A 16,902-nucleotide genomic window follows, 5' to 3' on the forward strand; every position below is an offset into this window, starting at 1 on the left:
TCTATTATCTTCCGCTTGGATTAATAAATTTATATCCTGCAAGTAAGGAAACAGAGAGTAAAGCAACACAAGCAAAAGCACTATGTAATGTCACAACATGTGCTAATCCTCCGATAATTGCAGGCCCAAGTAATATCCCTGAATATCCCATTGTAGAAACCGCCGCAACTGCCAGCGAGTCAGGCATAATTTTCTGTTGACCGGAAGCGGTAAAAAGCATGGGTGCTATATTAGAGAGACCTGCGCCAACCATCAGGAAGGAAAGTCCTAATATTATTGCTGTTGATGCTGAGTAAATAAGGATAAATCCAGAAGTCGCTAATAAGGCACTACTGATAAAAACCCGCCGGTGCCCATAAAGGGCAATGATCTTATCCCCCAAAAAGCGACCAGATGTCATAGCAATAGCAAAAAGAGTGTAACCGATTCCAGCCTGATGACTGCTGATGTTATGTACGCTGGTTAATAATATACCGCTCCAATCCAGCATTGAGCCTTCCATGATATAGGCAACAAAACAGAGAAAGCCCAGTAAAACAACAACTCCACGGGGAACAGCAAAAAATGGCGTATTACCCGATTCTGCTTCATTTAACAACCCACTCCATGCAGGCAACAGTAACAAGATAATAAGTAGCACCACCATGATCATCACCTGAAAAGGTGATATTCCCAGAGACAATAATGCACTGACCGAGCCTGCACCAACTATTCCCCCCAGACTGAATAACGCGTGAAAGCCAGACATGATTGGCCGCTGAGCCATTTTTTCGACCATAACAGCGTGGATATTTACTACAACATCCATCGCACCAATACCTGCACCAAAGATAAATAAAACACAGGCCAGTGTCAGTGGTGTAGGTAAAACACTGAGCCCTGGCAACATAACCAGCACTAACAGGGCACATAAAGTGAAAACTTGCCGGCATCCAAAACGTGCGGCCAACATTCCTGCCATCGGCATCATGATGAAAGAGCCAATACCGAATGCCAGCATCAAAAGCCCCATCGCGCCATTATCAAGTTGTAGCCGTTCTTTCGCTAAAGGGATGAGGGGAGCCCAACTTGCAAGACTAAAGCCGGCAATAAAAAAAGCGACGCGCGTCGCCATGATGGGTTGTTTTACCAAAGAGACCATATTCAGATCAGACAACTCATACTCCTTCTATATAAATAAAAACGCCCTCCGATATGACTCACGGAGGACATTAAATTATGCAAAATTAATCCTGGAAAATTGCGGAATATCTGTCAGCGCTCCGATAATACGGGTGGCCTGTTGATACTGTTCTGCAACGGATAACACATGAGGCCAGGCATACACATAGGGAATACCTGCCTGTATTGCTGCTGTAATCCCCAAATCTGTATCTTCAATTACCAATGTTTGATGAACATCCATAGACTTCAATTCCAACATGGCAAGATAGGGATCGGGATTAGGTTTCGTTCTTACAACATCGTCGCCGGAGATCAAAGCTGGGCTTTCACTCAATCCCAATAATCCAATATTAGCCAAACACACTTCACGCGGCGCAGTAGAGACAAAACCAAAAGGGATGCTGTGCTGTTGTAAAGCCGCTATCAGCCCGGCAATCCCTGGGCGAAGGTAACTTTGAGACAGCTTATCTTTGTAAACAGAGACAATTTTAGCCGTGATCTCTTGCTGCCGCTGAGCTGGAACCCCAATATAATCCAGCGTCTCTTTCAAACTCAGACCGATAAGTTGCTGTGGTTGTACATGATGAGTGTAGTCAGGGGCCAAATCACAAAGAACATCAAAGTGCAATTGCTCACTATCGACAATGACCCCATCAATATCAAAAATCACATTAAATTTATCCATGTGAAAAACTCCATTACTTGAGATCGGAAATGCGGATCAGTACTTTACAATTTGGAGTATAGAGCGGTTTTTGGGTTTTACCCGCAATATCACAACCCACAGTGAGAAAAGCCTGCAAGTAATCATTAAAATCAAAGACCTGACTGACCAGACGACCCGCCGGAATCACACCATCCCGGATCATGGTATAAGCACGTTCAAAGCTATTATTCAGAGAGTCAATAGAACCAATGACTGAAAGACTCTTATCCGCAATCTTAAGAATATCAAGGTTGGCATGTTTATCTTTAAGCGCAACATTCAGCAATTTTCCGCCAGGAGCCAGATGTTCGAAAATGTACTCGGTTAACTGGCCGGTAGTATCTACACATAGATCGATAAGTGCCGATTTATCGCCATATTTCTGCGTTAAAGCCTCATCAAAATCAGTATACAGCTCACATTCCGGTGGCAGATTTTCTCTGGCAAACTGAACACGGCTCTCGTTTTTCTCGACCATGAAAGCCTTGACGCCTCTGGCATGTAAAGCCCAAATGTAGAGCATACCCATTGGACCTGCGCCAGCCACTGCTGCACGAATATTAGTATGAGTGATACCCAGCTTATCGACACCGGTCAATGTACAACTAAGCGGCTCGGTCAGTGATGCCTCTTCCATGCTGACATGGTCATCTAGTTTTATCAGTGAACTCTCTTTAGCCAGATACTGTTCAGCAAATGCTCCGTCATAGGAAACCCCAGCTTCGGTTCCCAATTTTTTTTCACAATGATTTGGGCTTCCCGTCTGGCACATCCGACAATGCCCACAGGAATAAGTTGGGTTGATCACCACGCGGTCACCCACGTTAAAACGCGTAACACTTCTTCCTATTTGAGTGACAACACCCGTCGTTTCATGACCGAGAGTCGTCCCCGGAATCGCAACAGGGTAAGAACCCGTGATAATCCCAACATCCGTACCACAAACACCACAAACCGCAATATCAACCACCACATCATCAGACTCAACACAATGTAACGGTTCAACATCCCGGATTTGAACATCCCATACCTGATTAAATTTAAGTGCTTTCATTATGCTACCTCCTTGTTATCCAGCATATCTAAAGTCAGATCAGCAAAAGTCAGATCCAATTTATGCAAAATCTCGCTTAAATGTTCCTTAGTGCAAATTAATGGAGGACGAACTTTGAGTGCACGGCCTTTCCCATAACGAGAACCCCGGATGATCAAATGATGATTGTTCGCAGTTGCAATCGCTTTTGCAGCAAATTCCGGTGATGGCGTATCAAAACCAAACATGTAACCGACGCCTCTGACACCGGTAATTTCTGGATATTTACGCTGTAATGCTAATAAGCCATTACGCAAATAAGCTTCGTTACTCTGCACATTCTCCAGAACATGTTCATCTTCGATAATATCGATAATTTCGTTGAGAGCGGTGAGTGAAAGAGGGTTAGCACCTGATGTGCTGGAATGTTCGAAAGACTCTAATACATCCAATGAACTACGCATCAATACACCACCAGTAGGAATACCTATGCCACCAGCGCCTTTAGCGAAAACAATAATATCTGGTTCTAATTCTTTGGCGTAACCGGTTGATGCGAAGAATGTTCCTGTGCGTCCAAATCCTGTCTGCACTTCATCTGCAATAATGATAATGTCATGTTTATGACAGATATCTCTAATCTTACGGTAAAAATCAACAGGGAAAACGATATTTCCACCATTTCCTTGAATAGGCTCAATGATTAAGCAGGCAATATTGTCATTTGATCCCAATTGAATAAATTGTTCCAGATCAAAATACTGATTTTGTTCTGTGCCCGGCCCCAATTCAGACATGACGCTGGCAGGAGTCGGCACTTTTAAAGAGCCATCAATATTGACATGAAAATCTTTAATTCTAAAAGCATTACCCGAAATTTGCGCTGTAGCTAAAGACTGACCATGATGAGCCAGAAAGAAAGAGATAACCCCTGACCGCCCTGTTGCTTTTTGAGCAATACGAATGGCACATTCAACCGCCCCGGAGCCGGAAACATCCCGCAACCATATTCTATTAATTCCTTCAGGGGTATGTTTAACTAATTTATTCAGAATATATTGCGACATTTCATGAGTATAAGCTGAACTCAAATGTGTACATCTGTCGATCTGCTGTTTTAATTTTTCTGCTATTCTGCGATTAGTGTACCCCAGTGGAAGGTTAAATGTTCCCGAAGCCGCGTCAATATACTTTTCACCATCTATTTCTAAATAAGGACCATTACCAACAAAACGAGAAAGCATATCTTCAAATCGTTTTCCATTTTCCATCATTTCATTACCTTAATTAACCATTTCTAACTATAAGAAAGCACAATAATCTTTAACAGGTAAGAGAATATTTACTAAAAATTAATTTAGATCAACAAAAAACCGATAAAAACCACAAAAAACATTTAAAAAATTAAAGTATTTTATATAAAATACATTATTATTTTGAATGTATTGTTAATTACATACAGAACTGCTAGTAAATATGGCTAATACAGGTAATTCTGTTTAAAATCCTATAGAACTGTCCGAAAATCTTGCAACTCTACCTCAAAACGATAACCATGAGAGTATTTGTATAGCCTATGACTATTTACTTTATAATTAGGTGACCATCTTGATTATTTCTGATTTGTCAGAAAGGATATGCTTTTTTTATTGAGAATGAGTTACCAAAGAAATGAAAAAACAAAGTAACTATTTATTAATGAAATAATTTCAAATAGAACACTCTAGAATAGAGGCTGCTAATAATCTGACATACCTTAAAAGAGTGCTGAAGCAGCTTGGCCGGTTTACACAGTTAAGCAGCTCGTATAAAGTTCAGGTTTGAAAAAGCAGTAAAGAGTTCGGTTGTGCACGATATTTAAATAAACCTATCGCTAGTTTGAAATAACCCGCTAATAGGATCTCTGGCATACACAAAATCTTTAATTATGCTGGGAACTCAATGCCACTGTGCCGATTTACTAATAAAATCATCACAATTTGTTGAAATATCAAAAGAATAAATATGCGAAATTACATTTTTCTGTTACTTAGTTTGGTGCTTTTCGGACCACTGGGTATCGATCTGTTTTTACCTACAATTCCCGCCATTGCTGAAGATTTTCAAGTTAATAATGAGGTCATTCAGTCGACTATCTCTTTATTTCTGCTCATCATGGGACTGGGGCAATTAATCGCCGGACCATTGGTGGACAAATTTGGCCGTCGACCGGTTGCCTTAATGGGGATCATTTTGTACATCATTGGTTCTATGATCGCAGCACTTTCAACCAATTCCGAAATTTTTGTCGCGGCACGGATCATTCAAGGATGTGCTGTTTGCTGTACCAGTGTCGTCTGCATCAGCGGTGTACGAGACCGCCTGAATGGTGACGAGGCAGCTAAAGCCTACGGTTTTCTTAACAGTACACTGAATATTGTTCCTGCTCTCGCTCCGCTACTGGGTGGTCTTTTGGCTGAAATGTTTAACTGGCGGGCACCATTCTGGTTCTTGGTCTGCTACGCGGTTATTGTGCTGCTTATCATTGCCATTTGGCTGCCAGAAACGCGCCCCGCAAACACTAAACCCATTCATGGATTGCCGCTGAAACCGTATTATCAAATTCTCAGCAATGCCCGGTTTATGCATTTTGCACTGGTTAACGCTGGCATCATGGCAATAATGATTACTTATGTTTCATTTGCGCCAACTGTGTTAATGACCGAAGGCCATATTTCACCACTGGTATTTTCATTGATTTTTGGCGGCAACGGGCTCTGGACTATGATCGCCTTCCTACTCGCCAATAAAGTCCTTCATCGAACGGGTCGCCCTTTCTGCTTGCTGTTTGGGACAATTCTGATGGCACTGGGCTGCCTATCACTGTTCTCAGGCATACATCTGCTGCCAAATGTAGCCAGCCAACACTGGCTAAGTTATATGTTACCGGTTGCTTTCGCTTGTGCAGGTTTGGCGTTTGTTATGGGGCCCGCTACCAGTTATGCTCTAGAACCTTATTCTGAAGAAGCAGGTGTCGCTTCCGCATTGATAGGGTTCGTCCAGATGGCTGTTGGCTCTATTATCTCTCTGGGCGCTATGGCGTTACCATTTCCACCCAAACAATCATTGATGCTGGTGATGCTACTGGGTACCGTGCTAACCCTGTCAGCACACTTACTCAGTCGCAGCCTGAAAGGACGGATTGTCTCACTAAAATCTTAAAATCTGTCACGCAAAGCCATTATTCAGTATCACTGATCAGAACAATGGCTTGCTCATCGGAAGTCAAACACCTAGCCCCATCATCTGCATCAGTTGCTGTGCCTGCTGAATCGCCTCCTGGCGATTTGCAATCCCCAGTTTCTGATACAAATTCCGGATATGAGTCTTAATGGTTGTAGTTGCTACATCCAGCTCTGCGGCAATCTGATCATTGCTGTAGCCTGAATAAATCAGTCCCAGCACCTGCCACTCACGTTGCGTCAGTGGACTATTGCGAATAAGCTCCGGAACATCAGGATGTGTCAGCAACTGTGTGACGAAACTCTCATCAAAATGGGCGAATTTATGACGATGTTGACGGTTGATATCACGTAAAATGCGCTGTGCCCGGTGCAGCTCCAGTTCAGACAAAGTATTCAGCTGGATAAGCTGACGCAGCTGCTGGGCCATCAACTCACCTTCAATCACAAAATGGCTGATAAATCCGGTGCGGTTAGCCAGAGCCAATGCCTCGATAAGTGCATTCTGCGCTTCGCTTTTACGTCCTATATGCCAGTAAAGCAAATTACATAATAGTAGATTACGGTTCAGATCGCTTATTAATTGCAATTCTCTTGCATGTTGATTCAGCATATCCAAAATAGATTCCGCCTCATCATACAGGCCGAGAAGGATCTGAGCGCGGGCGATATTACGCCACTGGCCCTGATTAAAATGATTATCGACGCTGTCCGGTCGCTCGGTCTGCGCCAACCATCGAACAGCCGCACTTTTCTCTTCCATATTCTGCCAAATGATGACTCTCAGTTTGTCAGTATTGGTTCGCCAGTCTCTGTGATATTGCCCATTATTCAATAAGTTTTCACAACGGGCCAAATAACGGCGGGCATTATCAATATCTCCCCTGGTCAAAGAACATTTAGCCAACTGTGTCAGGCACTGCAACTGCTGCTGAGGCTGGAAGTTCGACAACACCTCCAAACCACGACGCGCGGCCTCTTCTGCTTCATCAAGACGGGACCAGCACCACAAAAGCTGTGAGCGGATGCGCAAAAGGAATTCATGCATCGGAAGCTGCTCCAGATGCTGTGCACGGATCAATTCAAACGCCTTGTTCTGCGTTTCATAGGCGGTCTGCAAATACCCCTGGGCCAGTAAAATCTCGCTTTGCTGCAACAATGCCCATAACGCATAGTGATGAACCTGGAAACGGCGCGCAAGCTGCTCGGTTTGTTGCATCCGCGTCAATGCATCAACCAGCTCGCCTTTACAATGTAAGACTTCCCCTTCCACGGAAGTTGCGACAATACGACTGTATTCATTCTGTGGCAACAGGGCCGCCAGGGCCTTCTTCGCTAGCTTATCAGCCATCTCCGGCTTGCCGCTGTTGATAGCGACTTGAGCCCGTAAAGCATCAAACTCAGCCAGTAAATCCGGCTCAATAGCAATTTGTTTCTGTTGCAATGCCTGTTCCGCCTGGCTCAACAGTGTATTTACCTCTGAGTAGCGATGCTGACTCTGGGCCAGCCAAGCCTGAAGCAGTACCAGGCGTGGACTCTCCAACAGTTGTTCATAAGGCAGCGCATTCATACATTCTTCCAGCAGAGATAGCTCGCTGTGGTTAAATAACGACCAGGCATACTGCAACAAAATATCGCGTAACATGGTGGTATCGCCCGCCGCTAAAGCATGATGAATAGCCTCGCCCGGATACCCTTGAACCAACCAGCCTTCTGCGGCGGCACGATGCAATTCAGGCAATTGCAACGCCATTTCCCACTGACAGCGTTGACGTAAAAATGAGGCAAAAAGTGGATGAAAGCGAAACCATTCGCCAGAATCGTCCATACGCTGGATAAACAGCCCCTGGCGCTCGGTTTCTTCAAGACGCTGTTGACCATTCTCTTCGCCGGTAAGACGAACGATCAAACCATCATTCATAGAGCGCAAAATAGAGCTGCGCAACAAAAATTCACGGGTTGATTTATCCACCTGATTCAATACTTCATCCACCAAATAGTCGGAAAGATGGCTGGCGTTAATTCCCGATAAACGTTTAGCCGACAATTCAGCGGCATCACACGACTGCCGCGCTGAAAGCGCAATCAGCTGAAGCGCCGTTGCCCAGCCAGCCACTTCGTTGCACAGGCGTTTACAATCGTCGGCGTCAAGCGATGGGGTCAAACGCTTGTCAAAAAATTGCTGGGTTTCCTGGTGATCAAAAGCCAGTTGCTGACTATCGATTTCCAGCAATTGCTCACGCACACGCAGATTGGCAACCCCAAGAGAAGGCAGATTGCGTGATAAGATGGTTAAAGTAAGATTCTCAGGCTGGTGACGCAGGAAAAACCGCATAGCCTCATGAATAATGTTATTCATAATCAGGTGATAATCATCAATCACCAAGAAAATCGGTCGTCGCCATTCATTGAGTTCAATAAACAGTTGAGCAAAGAGCGCGGGTAAATTGGCATATTGATGTTTTTGGGCCAACACTTCACTTTTGGCGCAATGCCCTTGTGTGGCCTGCTGCAACGCCGCGATAAGATAGCTGGCGAAACGCTCCGGCTGATTGTCGCTTTCATCCAAAGAATACCATCCCAGATTATCTTGCCCGGCCGCCCACTGAGATACCAATGTGGTTTTGCCGTAACCAGCAGGGCTGGTTATCAGAACAAGACGATAGTTAGACGACTCATTCAGTCTGATCAACAGGCGTTTACGCCAAACCGTATTATTCAGACGAACAGGACGACTCAGTTTTGATGGGATAAGCATTGATTTCCGTGCCCATAAGAAGCGATAAATAAAACCTGCGCCGGAACCCTATGTGATGTTATTAGATAATTTATATCACGGCCCGTAATAATGTCATTAATAAGCCCAACCAAATTTAGTGAAATACACAGCCTTTGCAAACCTGTTTGCGAACCTCATTGTACTAAGTTGCGCACCCTATCACATTCTTGAACAGCAAATTCCATTTTCCATCGATAAATTATGGAAGCCGACCGCAGACCATTCCATCAATCTCCAGGAAAAAATGGATTTAATAAATCAAAAATAATGCCAAATAGGATTACCGACTACGCCCTTTTACTCCACCCTGACTAATACCTCTCCAGGATGATGTTTTAGACTCTGAGAGCATTCAGCATAGTGTCTAAATTTTCCTTTTTCAGCTACAGGATGAAGACTCCATGCAACAGACCAGATTAGATAAAGCCCAGTTTCAAGCTGCGCTGACGCGTCAATGGCAGCGCTTTGGCCTCGGATCAGCCCAGGAAATGACTCAGCACCAGTGGTGGCAAGCCGTCAGTGCGGCCCTGTCAGAACTACTGCCCTCGAGCCCTGAAATCACTGCTCCTTCCGACCAACAACAACGCCATGTGAACTATATCTCTATGGAGTTTTTGATTGGCCGTTTGACTGCAAACAATCTGCTTAACCTTGGCTGGTACGAAGACGTTCAGACTTACCTGGCAGAAGAAAATATCATTCTTAGCGATCTGCTGGAGCAAGAAACGGACCCCGCTTTAGGTAACGGCGGCCTCGGACGGCTTGCAGCCTGTTTTCTCGACTCTATGGCAACCGTTGGTCAATCAGCAACCGGCTATGGCCTGAATTATCAATACGGCCTATTCCGCCAGTCTTTTAATCAAGGACAGCAAATTGAAAAGCCGGATAATTGGGGACGAGAATCCTATCCCTGGTTCCGCCACAATGCTCAGTTGGATGTTGAAGTTAATTTTGGTGGTGAAGTCTTAATGGCAGATGATGGGCGCGAAACCTGGGCGCCTGAATTTACATTGATTGGGGAAGCCTGGGATCTACCGGTTATTGGTTATCACAACGGTGTTACCCAACCACTGCGCCTGTGGCAAGCAACACATGCTGATCCATTTGATCTCGACAAATTCAACGATGGGCAGTTCCTGGCGGCCGAACAGCAAGGTGTTGAAGCCGATAAGCTGACGAAAGTTCTCTATCCGAATGATAATCATCAGGAAGGCAAACGCCTGCGTCTGATGCAACAATATTTCCAGTGTGCCTGTTCTGTGGCAGATATCCTGCGTCGCCATCATCTGGCGGGACGCAAAATAGAAGATCTGCCGAAGTATGAGGTTATCCAGCTTAACGATACCCATCCAACTATTGCCATTCCTGAAATGATGCGCATTCTGCTGGATAAACACCAAATGAGCTGGGAAGCGGCATGGGAGATAACCAGCCATACTTTCGCCTATACTAACCACACGCTGATGCCGGAAGGGCTGGAATGCTGGGATGAACATCTGGTAAGCCACCTGTTGCCACGCCATTACAACATCATTCAAGAAATTAACCGCCGCTTCAAAAAGCTGGTGGAGAAAACCTGGCCGGGCGATCAAGCCGTATGGGAAAAATTGGCGGTACATTATAACCATCAGGTGCGGATGGCGAATCTTTGCGTCGTCGCCGGCTTTGCCGTGAACGGGGTAGCAGCACTGCACTCAGAACTGATCGTTAAAGATCTTTTCCCAGAATATCACCAACTATGGCCGAACAAATTCCATAACGTGACGAACGGTGTTACACCACGTCGCTGGATCAAACAGTGTAACCCAGCACTGTCAGGGTTGATCGACCGGACGCTTAACCGTGAATGGATTAACGATCTTGATGCACTTAATGTGCTTGAGCCTTATGCAGATGACGCTGCTTTCCGCGAAGAGTATCGGGCTGTCAAACAGGGCAACAAGATCCTCCTGTCCAATTATGTGAATAAAGTAATGGGACTTAAACTGGATCCAAGCGCCATTTTCGATGTGCAAATTAAACGCTTGCACGAATATAAACGTCAGCACCTGAACCTGCTACACATCCTATCGCTTTATAAACAAATTCAGGAAAATCCGGCGCTGGATATTGTTCCACGCGTATTCTTGTTTGGTGCGAAAGCAGCACCAGGCTACTATCTGGCAAAAAACATTATCTCTGCGATCAATCAGGCCGCCGAAAAAATCAATCATGATCCTATCGTTCGTGATCGCATCAAGATCGCTTTTATCCCCGATTACAAAGTTTCTGTCGCAGAACTCATGATCCCGGCGGCCGATGTTTCAGAACAAATCTCCACTGCCGGTAAGGAAGCTTCCGGTACAGGAAACATGAAACTCGCGCTGAATGGCGCACTGACTATCGGAACATTAGACGGAGCGAATGTCGAAATTGCCGAGCAAGTGGGAGACGACAACATTTTCATCTTCGGACACACCGTCGAAGAAGTGAAAGCTTTGAAAGCTGCCGGTTATGATCCATTGACGTTACTCAAGGAAGATAAACATCTGGACAACATACTCAGGGCACTGGCCAGCGGCGAATTCAGCTACAGTGATAAGCGGGCATTTGACATGCTGCTGCACAGCTTGATTGAAGGTGGCGACCCTTATCTGGTACTGGCTGATTTTGCCTCCTATTGCAATGCCCATAAGCGGATCGATGCCTTGTACCGTGATACTCAAGGCTGGACACGCAGCGCCATTTTGAATACCGCACGAATGGGTATGTTCAGCTCTGACCGAACAATCCGGGATTATCAACAACGTATCTGGCAAGCAAAGAGATAAGGAAAAATCATGGAGGATAAGAGCCTCGATCATTTAGCGACCGAGGCTGGCATTGTTGCCAGCTATATCAATGCTTATGGAAAACCACAGGCGATTCCAGCAGACACCAGACACCGCTTGTTAGATGCCATAAATGTAAACAAACCGGCCAGCGAGCCGGTTTCTCCCGTACCAACGGTAAAAGTTTTTACTCAAGGGCAGCGCTTCACTATCACCCTGGAAGACGACAGGAACTACCAATGGCAGATACGGACAGAACAAGGAGAGGAGTTTCAGGGACATGGCAGCCATCAACTGACTTTTCCTGATACCCTTGCTCAGGGATATCATCGCCTTACTCTGACACAAGGTAGCCAATGCTGGTCTGTGCAAATTATCGTCGCGCCCAAACGCTGCTATGAGCCAAATGCGCTGTTAAAGGGGGAAAAACTTTGGGGTGCCTGTGTGCAACTCTATACACTGCGTTCAGAAAACAATTGGGGAATCGGAGATTTTGGCGATCTGAAATACATGCTGAAAGAGATAGCGGCACGCGGGGGTTCCTTTATCGGATTGAATCCATTGCATGCGCTGCATCCAGCTATGCCAGAAAGCGCCAGCCCCTATAGCCCCTCATCACGCAACTGGCTTAATGTGGTTTACATTGATGTTAATCAGATTGAGGATTTCAAACACAGCGAAGAAGCACAGAGTTGGTGGCAAGCACAGACGACTCAGCGCATGTTACAACATGCCCGCAGCACAAAATGGGTGGATTACACCACAGTTATGGCGTTGAAAATGGCAGCACTGCGTCTGGCATATCAACAGTTCAATACCCGTTCAGCAACTGACTCCCAACAGGTATCTTTTCACCAATTTGTCATTCAAGGTGGTGAATGCCTCTACTATCAAGCCGTCTATGACGCTCTGCACTGTCTGCTATACGCTAAAAATAGCAGCTGTTGGGGTTGGCCTGTATGGCCGGAAGAATATAGCAATCCACACGACGAAGCCGTACAAACATTTTGCCAGTCTCACCCGCAGGAAGTGGAATTCTTCCTCTGGCTACAGTGGCTAGCCCATACTCAACTTGCAGACTGCTTTGCCCAAAGTCAAACCAGTGAAATGCCCATTGGGCTTTACCGAGATTTAGCCGTTGGCGTAGCCGAAGGAGGATCGGAAACCTGGTGCAACCGGGCTGTTTACTGCACCAAAGCATCCGTGGGAGCGCCACCGGATACTCTGGGGCCACTGGGTCAAAACTGGGGCCTGCCACCAATGAATCCCCATGTTTTGCAAACCCAGGCTTACCAACCATTCATTGAGCTACTGCGCACAAATATGACCTATTGCGGCGCCCTACGCATTGACCACGTTATGTCGATGCTCAGGCTCTGGTGGATCCCCTATGGCGAAACCGCCGACAAAGGGGCATATGTACACTACCCAGTTGATGATCTGCTGGCAATTCTGGCACTGGAAAGTCAACGCCATCGCTGCTTAGTCATTGGTGAAGACTTGGGTATCGTGCCGGAAGAGATCGTAGATAAACTGCGCGATAATGGCGTCTATTCTTATAAAGTGCTCTACTTTGAGCGCAATGAACAGGGGGAAGTCCGTGCACCGGATGATTACCCAGTACAAGCAATGGCAACGATAACCACCCATGATTTGCCTACTTTGCGCGGATTCTGGCAAAGTGCCGATTTGACACTTGGGGAATCGCTCCGGCTATATCCTGATAAAGATCTTCTTCAAAAGTTATATACCGAACGTCAGGCAAGCAAACAAGAGTTATTAGAGGGATTACATCGCTACGGCTGTATTCCGGAACATATCGGCCACACGGCAAAAGAAGTAGCAATGTCACCCGAGATAAACCAAGGGTTACATCGCTATATTGCCCACAGCACCTGCGCACTACTGGGACTGCAACCCGAAGACTGGCTGGATATGGATAAACCCGTCAATATTCCAGGTACTACGATGGAATATCCCAACTGGCGACGTAAATTAAATACCACACTGGAAACTATGTTCAGTGATGATCATGTAAACCAATTACTGAATGATTTGAATACATGCCGTAAAAAAGCAGGGGCAGCCGAGGGCTGAACACCGTAACATCGGGTTCTCCTCTCTGAAAGCGCTATCCTTCCCCATTTAATAACTTAACGAAATTATAATCTAAGGATGGTTTATAATCTAAACCATCCTTAGATTATTGACAAAGTGCTTTAGTTTGGGGCGTGTGTTCAAAACTGCTACGGGTTTGGGCAGCGTGGCCGCATGCCAGCCACTTCATGATGAATGGAGGAAATATAATTGCATTACAACAGATATTAGGGCACGCCAGCATAATCCAAACAATGGTCTATGCACACCTTGCCCCAGACTATCTGCAACATGCCATTACATTAAACCCTCTTATAGGGTGAGATAGAAGTAGAATAAAGCTAGAGAGTGTGGCGAGCGTCCACATTCAAAACTTTCGTATACTTTCCAACCCCTTCATACTTTTTTATATCGTTGTTTTACAAAGAAATGCATTATAAGTGACTGAAAAAAAAGCCCCAAAAAGGGCCTGAAAGACAGGGATGGTGTTTGTTTTCCAAACATAACACATTGTAATAAAAGGATTTAAAAACAAAAATGTCCACACCGTGACCACATCGATATACAAAAAAAGCCCTTCGCATGCCGAAGGGCTTTTTTATAACTCAGTTTACTGTCAGACAAAGAAATGCTCCCAGTTATCTGGCTGGAATATTTTTGAGATTCACCTCAAAGTTTTTTACTTAAAAAAGCCCGGTTATCCTTCTGGAGGTGTGCAATATTCTGAGAATTTTTATATTTTCTATATCCTCATCGTAACGGTAGAGCATGATGAAAGGAAAATGAGGGACAACGAGTTTTCTATAACGTTTATCTGGGCTGTTACGAGCCTTTATGCCTGCATATGGGCTAACTTTCAGAAGTTCAGCCATTTCCGAAAATTTTGTATCAACTTTATCAGCCAATAACAGCCCAGCCTGTTCAAAGAAGTAGAAATAAATTTGCTCCCGGTCAGTTTGGGCGGTTTCTTCCCATGAAATACGTATCACTTTATCCCCTGCTCAGCTTACTACGCAGTAGAGCCATCCGATGATGACTTTCAGAATCATCGATGAAATGAGCCAAGCCATTTTCACATCGGTCAATTGCTTTCTCAATTTCCGCTTCTAACCAGTGAGCATGGGTATTTTTTTGATACTCACGTTCTTCATTCGCCAACTCTTCGGCTTTTTGTCTCATTAACTTTGTTAAGTCTGTCTGATGGCGTTTGGCAGTTTGCATGGCTAAACGCTTGGTTTCTTCATCAATACGAAAATGAATCGTCTCCATTCACCCTCCTTCGTTCACTATTGCCTCAAAGAATGTTGTCATTTGTGTTGTCATATTAGCACAATAACCTATAACAACAATGTTGTTTTCAAAGAAAACAATCAGATTATTGTGGTAAATCAGTAATCTCATCAGGATAAGAAATGGCTAATGACACAGGATAAGTGGAGCCGACTTCTGCCAGCAATGTAGACGTTTACCCATATCGCTACAGAGATCGGTCACTCCGTATTGATCAAAGGTGAAAGCCAGAAAGGCATTGCTGATCGGGTTGGTAGGACTAAACAGAACGTTGGTAATGCGGCCTGATTTGCTTCATACTTGATGTATTAACTATTAATACATTGGTGAGATATGAGAAAAATTACTACTGTCAGTATGGGCGAACAGCTTGACGGGTTCGTACAGCGCATGATTGAAAGTGGCCGTTATGGAAATGCCAGTGAAGTTATGCGTTCAGCGCTGCGTTTGCTGGAGCAACAAGAAGCTTACGATGAGATTGTACGCAAAGCGGTTATTGCTGGCTTGGAAAGTGGGGAAAGCTCGCTGGCCCTACGGGATATAGCGGAACAACGGAAACGCAGACATAATGTATAAGCTCACGGATCAGGCTGCTGAAGATTTTGCTGGGATTTATGATTATACACTTTTGCAGTTCGGTGAAGCTCAGGCTGACCATTATACGGAGGCACTGGAAGCATTTTTTGATACGCTAGCTGAGATGCCACATATAGGGAGGGAATACCCATCTGTCCCAGGTGTAATGCGGGTTGAGTTTCACCGTCACACGGTTTTCTATACTATCCGGGATACCGATATTCTGATTGCGCGTATCCTTCATCAACAGATGAATCACCCCCATCATCTTCTTTGAGCGGGCAGGGGCTACGTTGTGCGGTGCATCAAGCCAGCGTAGCTGTCTCGTCCTGCGAGCTGCCATCGCTGATGCAACATCAAAAATCTGCTGGACTTTGTCAATAATCTGTCCTTAAGATTGCTGACTTTTGGCTCCTCGACTATTTATTGCCAATGCAGATAATCCTCCCATGCCATTTCCGCCCAGGACAAAATCATTCTTCCAATAATCCTTTCTCAACGGTTTTACCGGCCTCCACTTCCGCGATAGCCTGGTTTAAGCGAGCAGCATTTTTGGGGCTGGCTATCAAGTAGGCCGTCTCTTCGTAAGACTGGAAATCTTCCGGGCTAATAACGACCGCTGGTTTACCGTTCTGGCAAGTGATGATAACGGGCTTGTGGTCATCATTCACTTTATCCAGGGTTCTCGCCAAGTTAGCCCGGAATGCTGAATAACTCATCGTATTCATAGTCATTACCTCACAATATTGTACCCATAACTGTACTTGTACAGTATTAGTACGCAAATGTGCGCTAACAATATTTCTGTATACCATCAGGGCTGGTTAGTTCCTCATTTTAGCAGCGAAACCATACCTGGATAGATTATAAATAAAGTGGAATCCTCCCCTAAGCGTCAAAAAGGGTAAAAGCAATTGTTAAAACCTTATACCGATTAAAACCAAAAGTTAAAAAAATGACTTTTAATAACAGTTTAAAACCTGCCCATCATAAAATTATCAGTGAAAAATGAAAACTTTATTAATGCTCATCTCTCCGGAGAAAAGATAAATAAGAATACGAATAACTTAATCATAAAGTCTATTTTACCAAAGAAACCGACTTTAATCATGTTTTCAACTGACAATAAACTTTGTCATAAATAAATTACAGTCTCTAAATAAATGATTTAACAGAATATAAATCGGGTTACTTGCTGTATTATTATTTTGCGATTTATTACGCAA

13 protein-coding genes and 1 pseudogene are annotated in these 16,902 nt (G+C 44.7%); 6 read left to right on the forward strand and 8 right to left on the reverse strand.

Features of this window, described 5'->3' with window-relative positions:
* Nucleotides 1–4 precede the first annotated feature (4 nt).
* The 4 genes from LGZ99_RS13755 to LGZ99_RS13770 are packed head-to-tail and all read right to left on the reverse strand — an operon-like array spanning nt 5 to nt 4,174.
* The gene (locus tag LGZ99_RS13755; protein WP_036840135.1) at nt 5–1,156 is read right to left on the reverse strand and encodes an MFS transporter; all 1,152 of its coding nucleotides are present in this window, start codon (nt 1,154–1,156) and stop codon (nt 5–7) included.
* 60 nt (nt 1,157–1,216) lie between these two features.
* Nucleotides 1,217–1,849, reverse strand: coding sequence for an HAD family hydrolase (locus LGZ99_RS13760; protein WP_023045526.1), 633 nt, complete (start codon nt 1,847–1,849; stop codon nt 1,217–1,219).
* A gap of 13 nt (nt 1,850–1,862) precedes the next feature.
* Complete coding sequence (locus LGZ99_RS13765; protein ID WP_036840137.1) at nt 1,863–2,924, reverse strand: zinc-dependent alcohol dehydrogenase; 1,062 nt, start codon at nt 2,922–2,924, stop codon at nt 1,863–1,865.
* Nucleotides 2,924–4,174 (reverse strand): class-III pyridoxal-phosphate-dependent aminotransferase, encoded by a 1,251-nt coding sequence (locus tag LGZ99_RS13770; RefSeq protein WP_021322856.1) that lies wholly within the window; start codon nt 4,172–4,174, stop codon nt 2,924–2,926. The genes LGZ99_RS13765 and LGZ99_RS13770 overlap by 1 nt, the downstream gene beginning before the upstream one ends.
* 733 nt (nt 4,175–4,907) lie before the next feature.
* On the opposite strand from LGZ99_RS13770, the gene LGZ99_RS13775 reads away from it, so the two are divergent.
* Nucleotides 4,908–6,104: a multidrug effflux MFS transporter gene (locus tag LGZ99_RS13775; RefSeq protein WP_021322857.1), complete on the forward strand. Its 1,197-nt coding sequence runs from the start codon at nt 4,908–4,910 to the stop codon at nt 6,102–6,104.
* A gap of 63 nt (nt 6,105–6,167) precedes the next feature.
* Here LGZ99_RS13775 and malT read toward each other — a convergent pair whose 3' ends face one another.
* Nucleotides 6,168–8,882 carry an HTH-type transcriptional regulator MalT gene (gene malT, locus LGZ99_RS13780; RefSeq protein WP_021322858.1) on the reverse strand — a complete coding sequence of 905 codons (2,715 nt, stop codon included), beginning with the start codon at nt 8,880–8,882 and terminating at the stop codon, nt 6,168–6,170.
* A gap of 422 nt (nt 8,883–9,304) precedes the next feature.
* Here malT and malP point away from each other — a divergent pair, with 422 nt between their 5' ends.
* The 3 genes and pseudogenes from malP to LGZ99_RS13795 form a co-directional block, all read left to right on the forward strand.
* Nucleotides 9,305–11,713: a maltodextrin phosphorylase gene (gene malP, locus LGZ99_RS13785; protein ID WP_021322859.1), complete on the forward strand. Its 2,409-nt coding sequence runs from the start codon at nt 9,305–9,307 to the stop codon at nt 11,711–11,713.
* A 9-nt stretch (nt 11,714–11,722) separates the two neighbouring features.
* On the forward strand, nt 11,723–13,810 hold the full coding sequence (gene malQ / locus LGZ99_RS13790) for a 4-alpha-glucanotransferase (protein WP_036840142.1): 2,088 nt from the start codon (nt 11,723–11,725) through the stop codon (nt 13,808–13,810).
* A gap of 176 nt (nt 13,811–13,986) precedes the next feature.
* A pseudogene (locus LGZ99_RS13795) lies at nt 13,987–14,133 on the forward strand (site-specific integrase); the annotation flags it as partial.
* A gap of 360 nt (nt 14,134–14,493) precedes the next feature.
* Here the strand turns inward: LGZ99_RS13795 and LGZ99_RS13800 are convergent.
* Both LGZ99_RS13800 and LGZ99_RS13805 read right to left on the reverse strand, forming a co-directional pair.
* Nucleotides 14,494–14,799: a type II toxin-antitoxin system RelE/ParE family toxin gene (locus LGZ99_RS13800; RefSeq protein ID WP_023043869.1), complete on the reverse strand. Its 306-nt coding sequence runs from the start codon at nt 14,797–14,799 to the stop codon at nt 14,494–14,496.
* Nucleotide 14,800: 1 nt separating this feature from the next.
* A complete protein-coding gene (locus LGZ99_RS13805; RefSeq protein WP_021322863.1) occupies nt 14,801–15,079 on the reverse strand; it encodes a hypothetical protein in 279 nt (92 codons plus the stop codon).
* Nucleotides 15,080–15,433: 354 nt separating this feature from the next.
* Between LGZ99_RS13805 and LGZ99_RS13810 the strand changes: the two genes are divergently transcribed.
* On the forward strand, nt 15,434–15,676 hold the full coding sequence (locus LGZ99_RS13810) for a type II toxin-antitoxin system ParD family antitoxin (protein ID WP_021322864.1): 243 nt from the start codon (nt 15,434–15,436) through the stop codon (nt 15,674–15,676).
* Complete coding sequence (locus tag LGZ99_RS13815) at nt 15,669–15,953, forward strand: type II toxin-antitoxin system RelE/ParE family toxin (RefSeq protein ID WP_023043871.1); 285 nt, start codon at nt 15,669–15,671, stop codon at nt 15,951–15,953. Before LGZ99_RS13810 ends, LGZ99_RS13815 begins: the two co-directional genes overlap by 8 nt.
* A 196-nt stretch (nt 15,954–16,149) precedes the next feature.
* Here the strand turns inward: LGZ99_RS13815 and LGZ99_RS13820 are convergent, their stop codons facing one another.
* On the reverse strand, nt 16,150–16,404 hold the full coding sequence (locus tag LGZ99_RS13820) for a type II toxin-antitoxin system Phd/YefM family antitoxin (RefSeq protein WP_021322866.1): 255 nt from the start codon (nt 16,402–16,404) through the stop codon (nt 16,150–16,152).
* Nucleotides 16,405–16,902 lie beyond the last annotated feature (498 nt).

It is taken from the genome of Photorhabdus temperata, assembly GCF_025384845.1.
GTDB lineage: Bacteria > Pseudomonadota > Gammaproteobacteria > Enterobacterales > Enterobacteriaceae > Photorhabdus > Photorhabdus temperata.

Bases quoted from the DNA above. Each gene is read 5' to 3' on its own strand.
- LGZ99_RS13760 (WP_023045526.1), bottom strand. From the start codon at position 1,849: ATGGATAAATTTAATGTGATTTTTGATATTGATGGGGTCATTGTCGAT.
- LGZ99_RS13765 (WP_036840137.1), bottom strand. From the start codon at position 2,924: ATGAAAGCACTTAAATTTAATCAGGTATGGGATGTTCAAATCCGGGAT.
- LGZ99_RS13770 (WP_021322856.1), bottom strand. From the start codon at position 4,174: ATGGAAAATGGAAAACGATTTGAAGATATGCTTTCTCGTTTTGTTGGT.
- LGZ99_RS13775 (WP_021322857.1), top strand. From the start codon at position 4,908: ATGCGAAATTACATTTTTCTGTTACTTAGTTTGGTGCTTTTCGGACCA.
- malT (WP_021322858.1), bottom strand. From the start codon at position 8,882: ATGCTTATCCCATCAAAACTGAGTCGTCCTGTTCGTCTGAATAATACG.
- malP (WP_021322859.1), top strand. From the start codon at position 9,305: ATGCAACAGACCAGATTAGATAAAGCCCAGTTTCAAGCTGCGCTGACG.
- malQ (WP_036840142.1), top strand. From the start codon at position 11,723: ATGGAGGATAAGAGCCTCGATCATTTAGCGACCGAGGCTGGCATTGTT.
- LGZ99_RS13805 (WP_021322863.1), bottom strand. From the start codon at position 15,079: ATGGAGACGATTCATTTTCGTATTGATGAAGAAACCAAGCGTTTAGCC.
- LGZ99_RS13810 (WP_021322864.1), top strand. From the start codon at position 15,434: ATGAGAAAAATTACTACTGTCAGTATGGGCGAACAGCTTGACGGGTTC.
- LGZ99_RS13815 (WP_023043871.1), top strand. From the start codon at position 15,669: ATGTATAAGCTCACGGATCAGGCTGCTGAAGATTTTGCTGGGATTTAT.
- LGZ99_RS13820 (WP_021322866.1), bottom strand. From the start codon at position 16,404: ATGAATACGATGAGTTATTCAGCATTCCGGGCTAACTTGGCGAGAACC.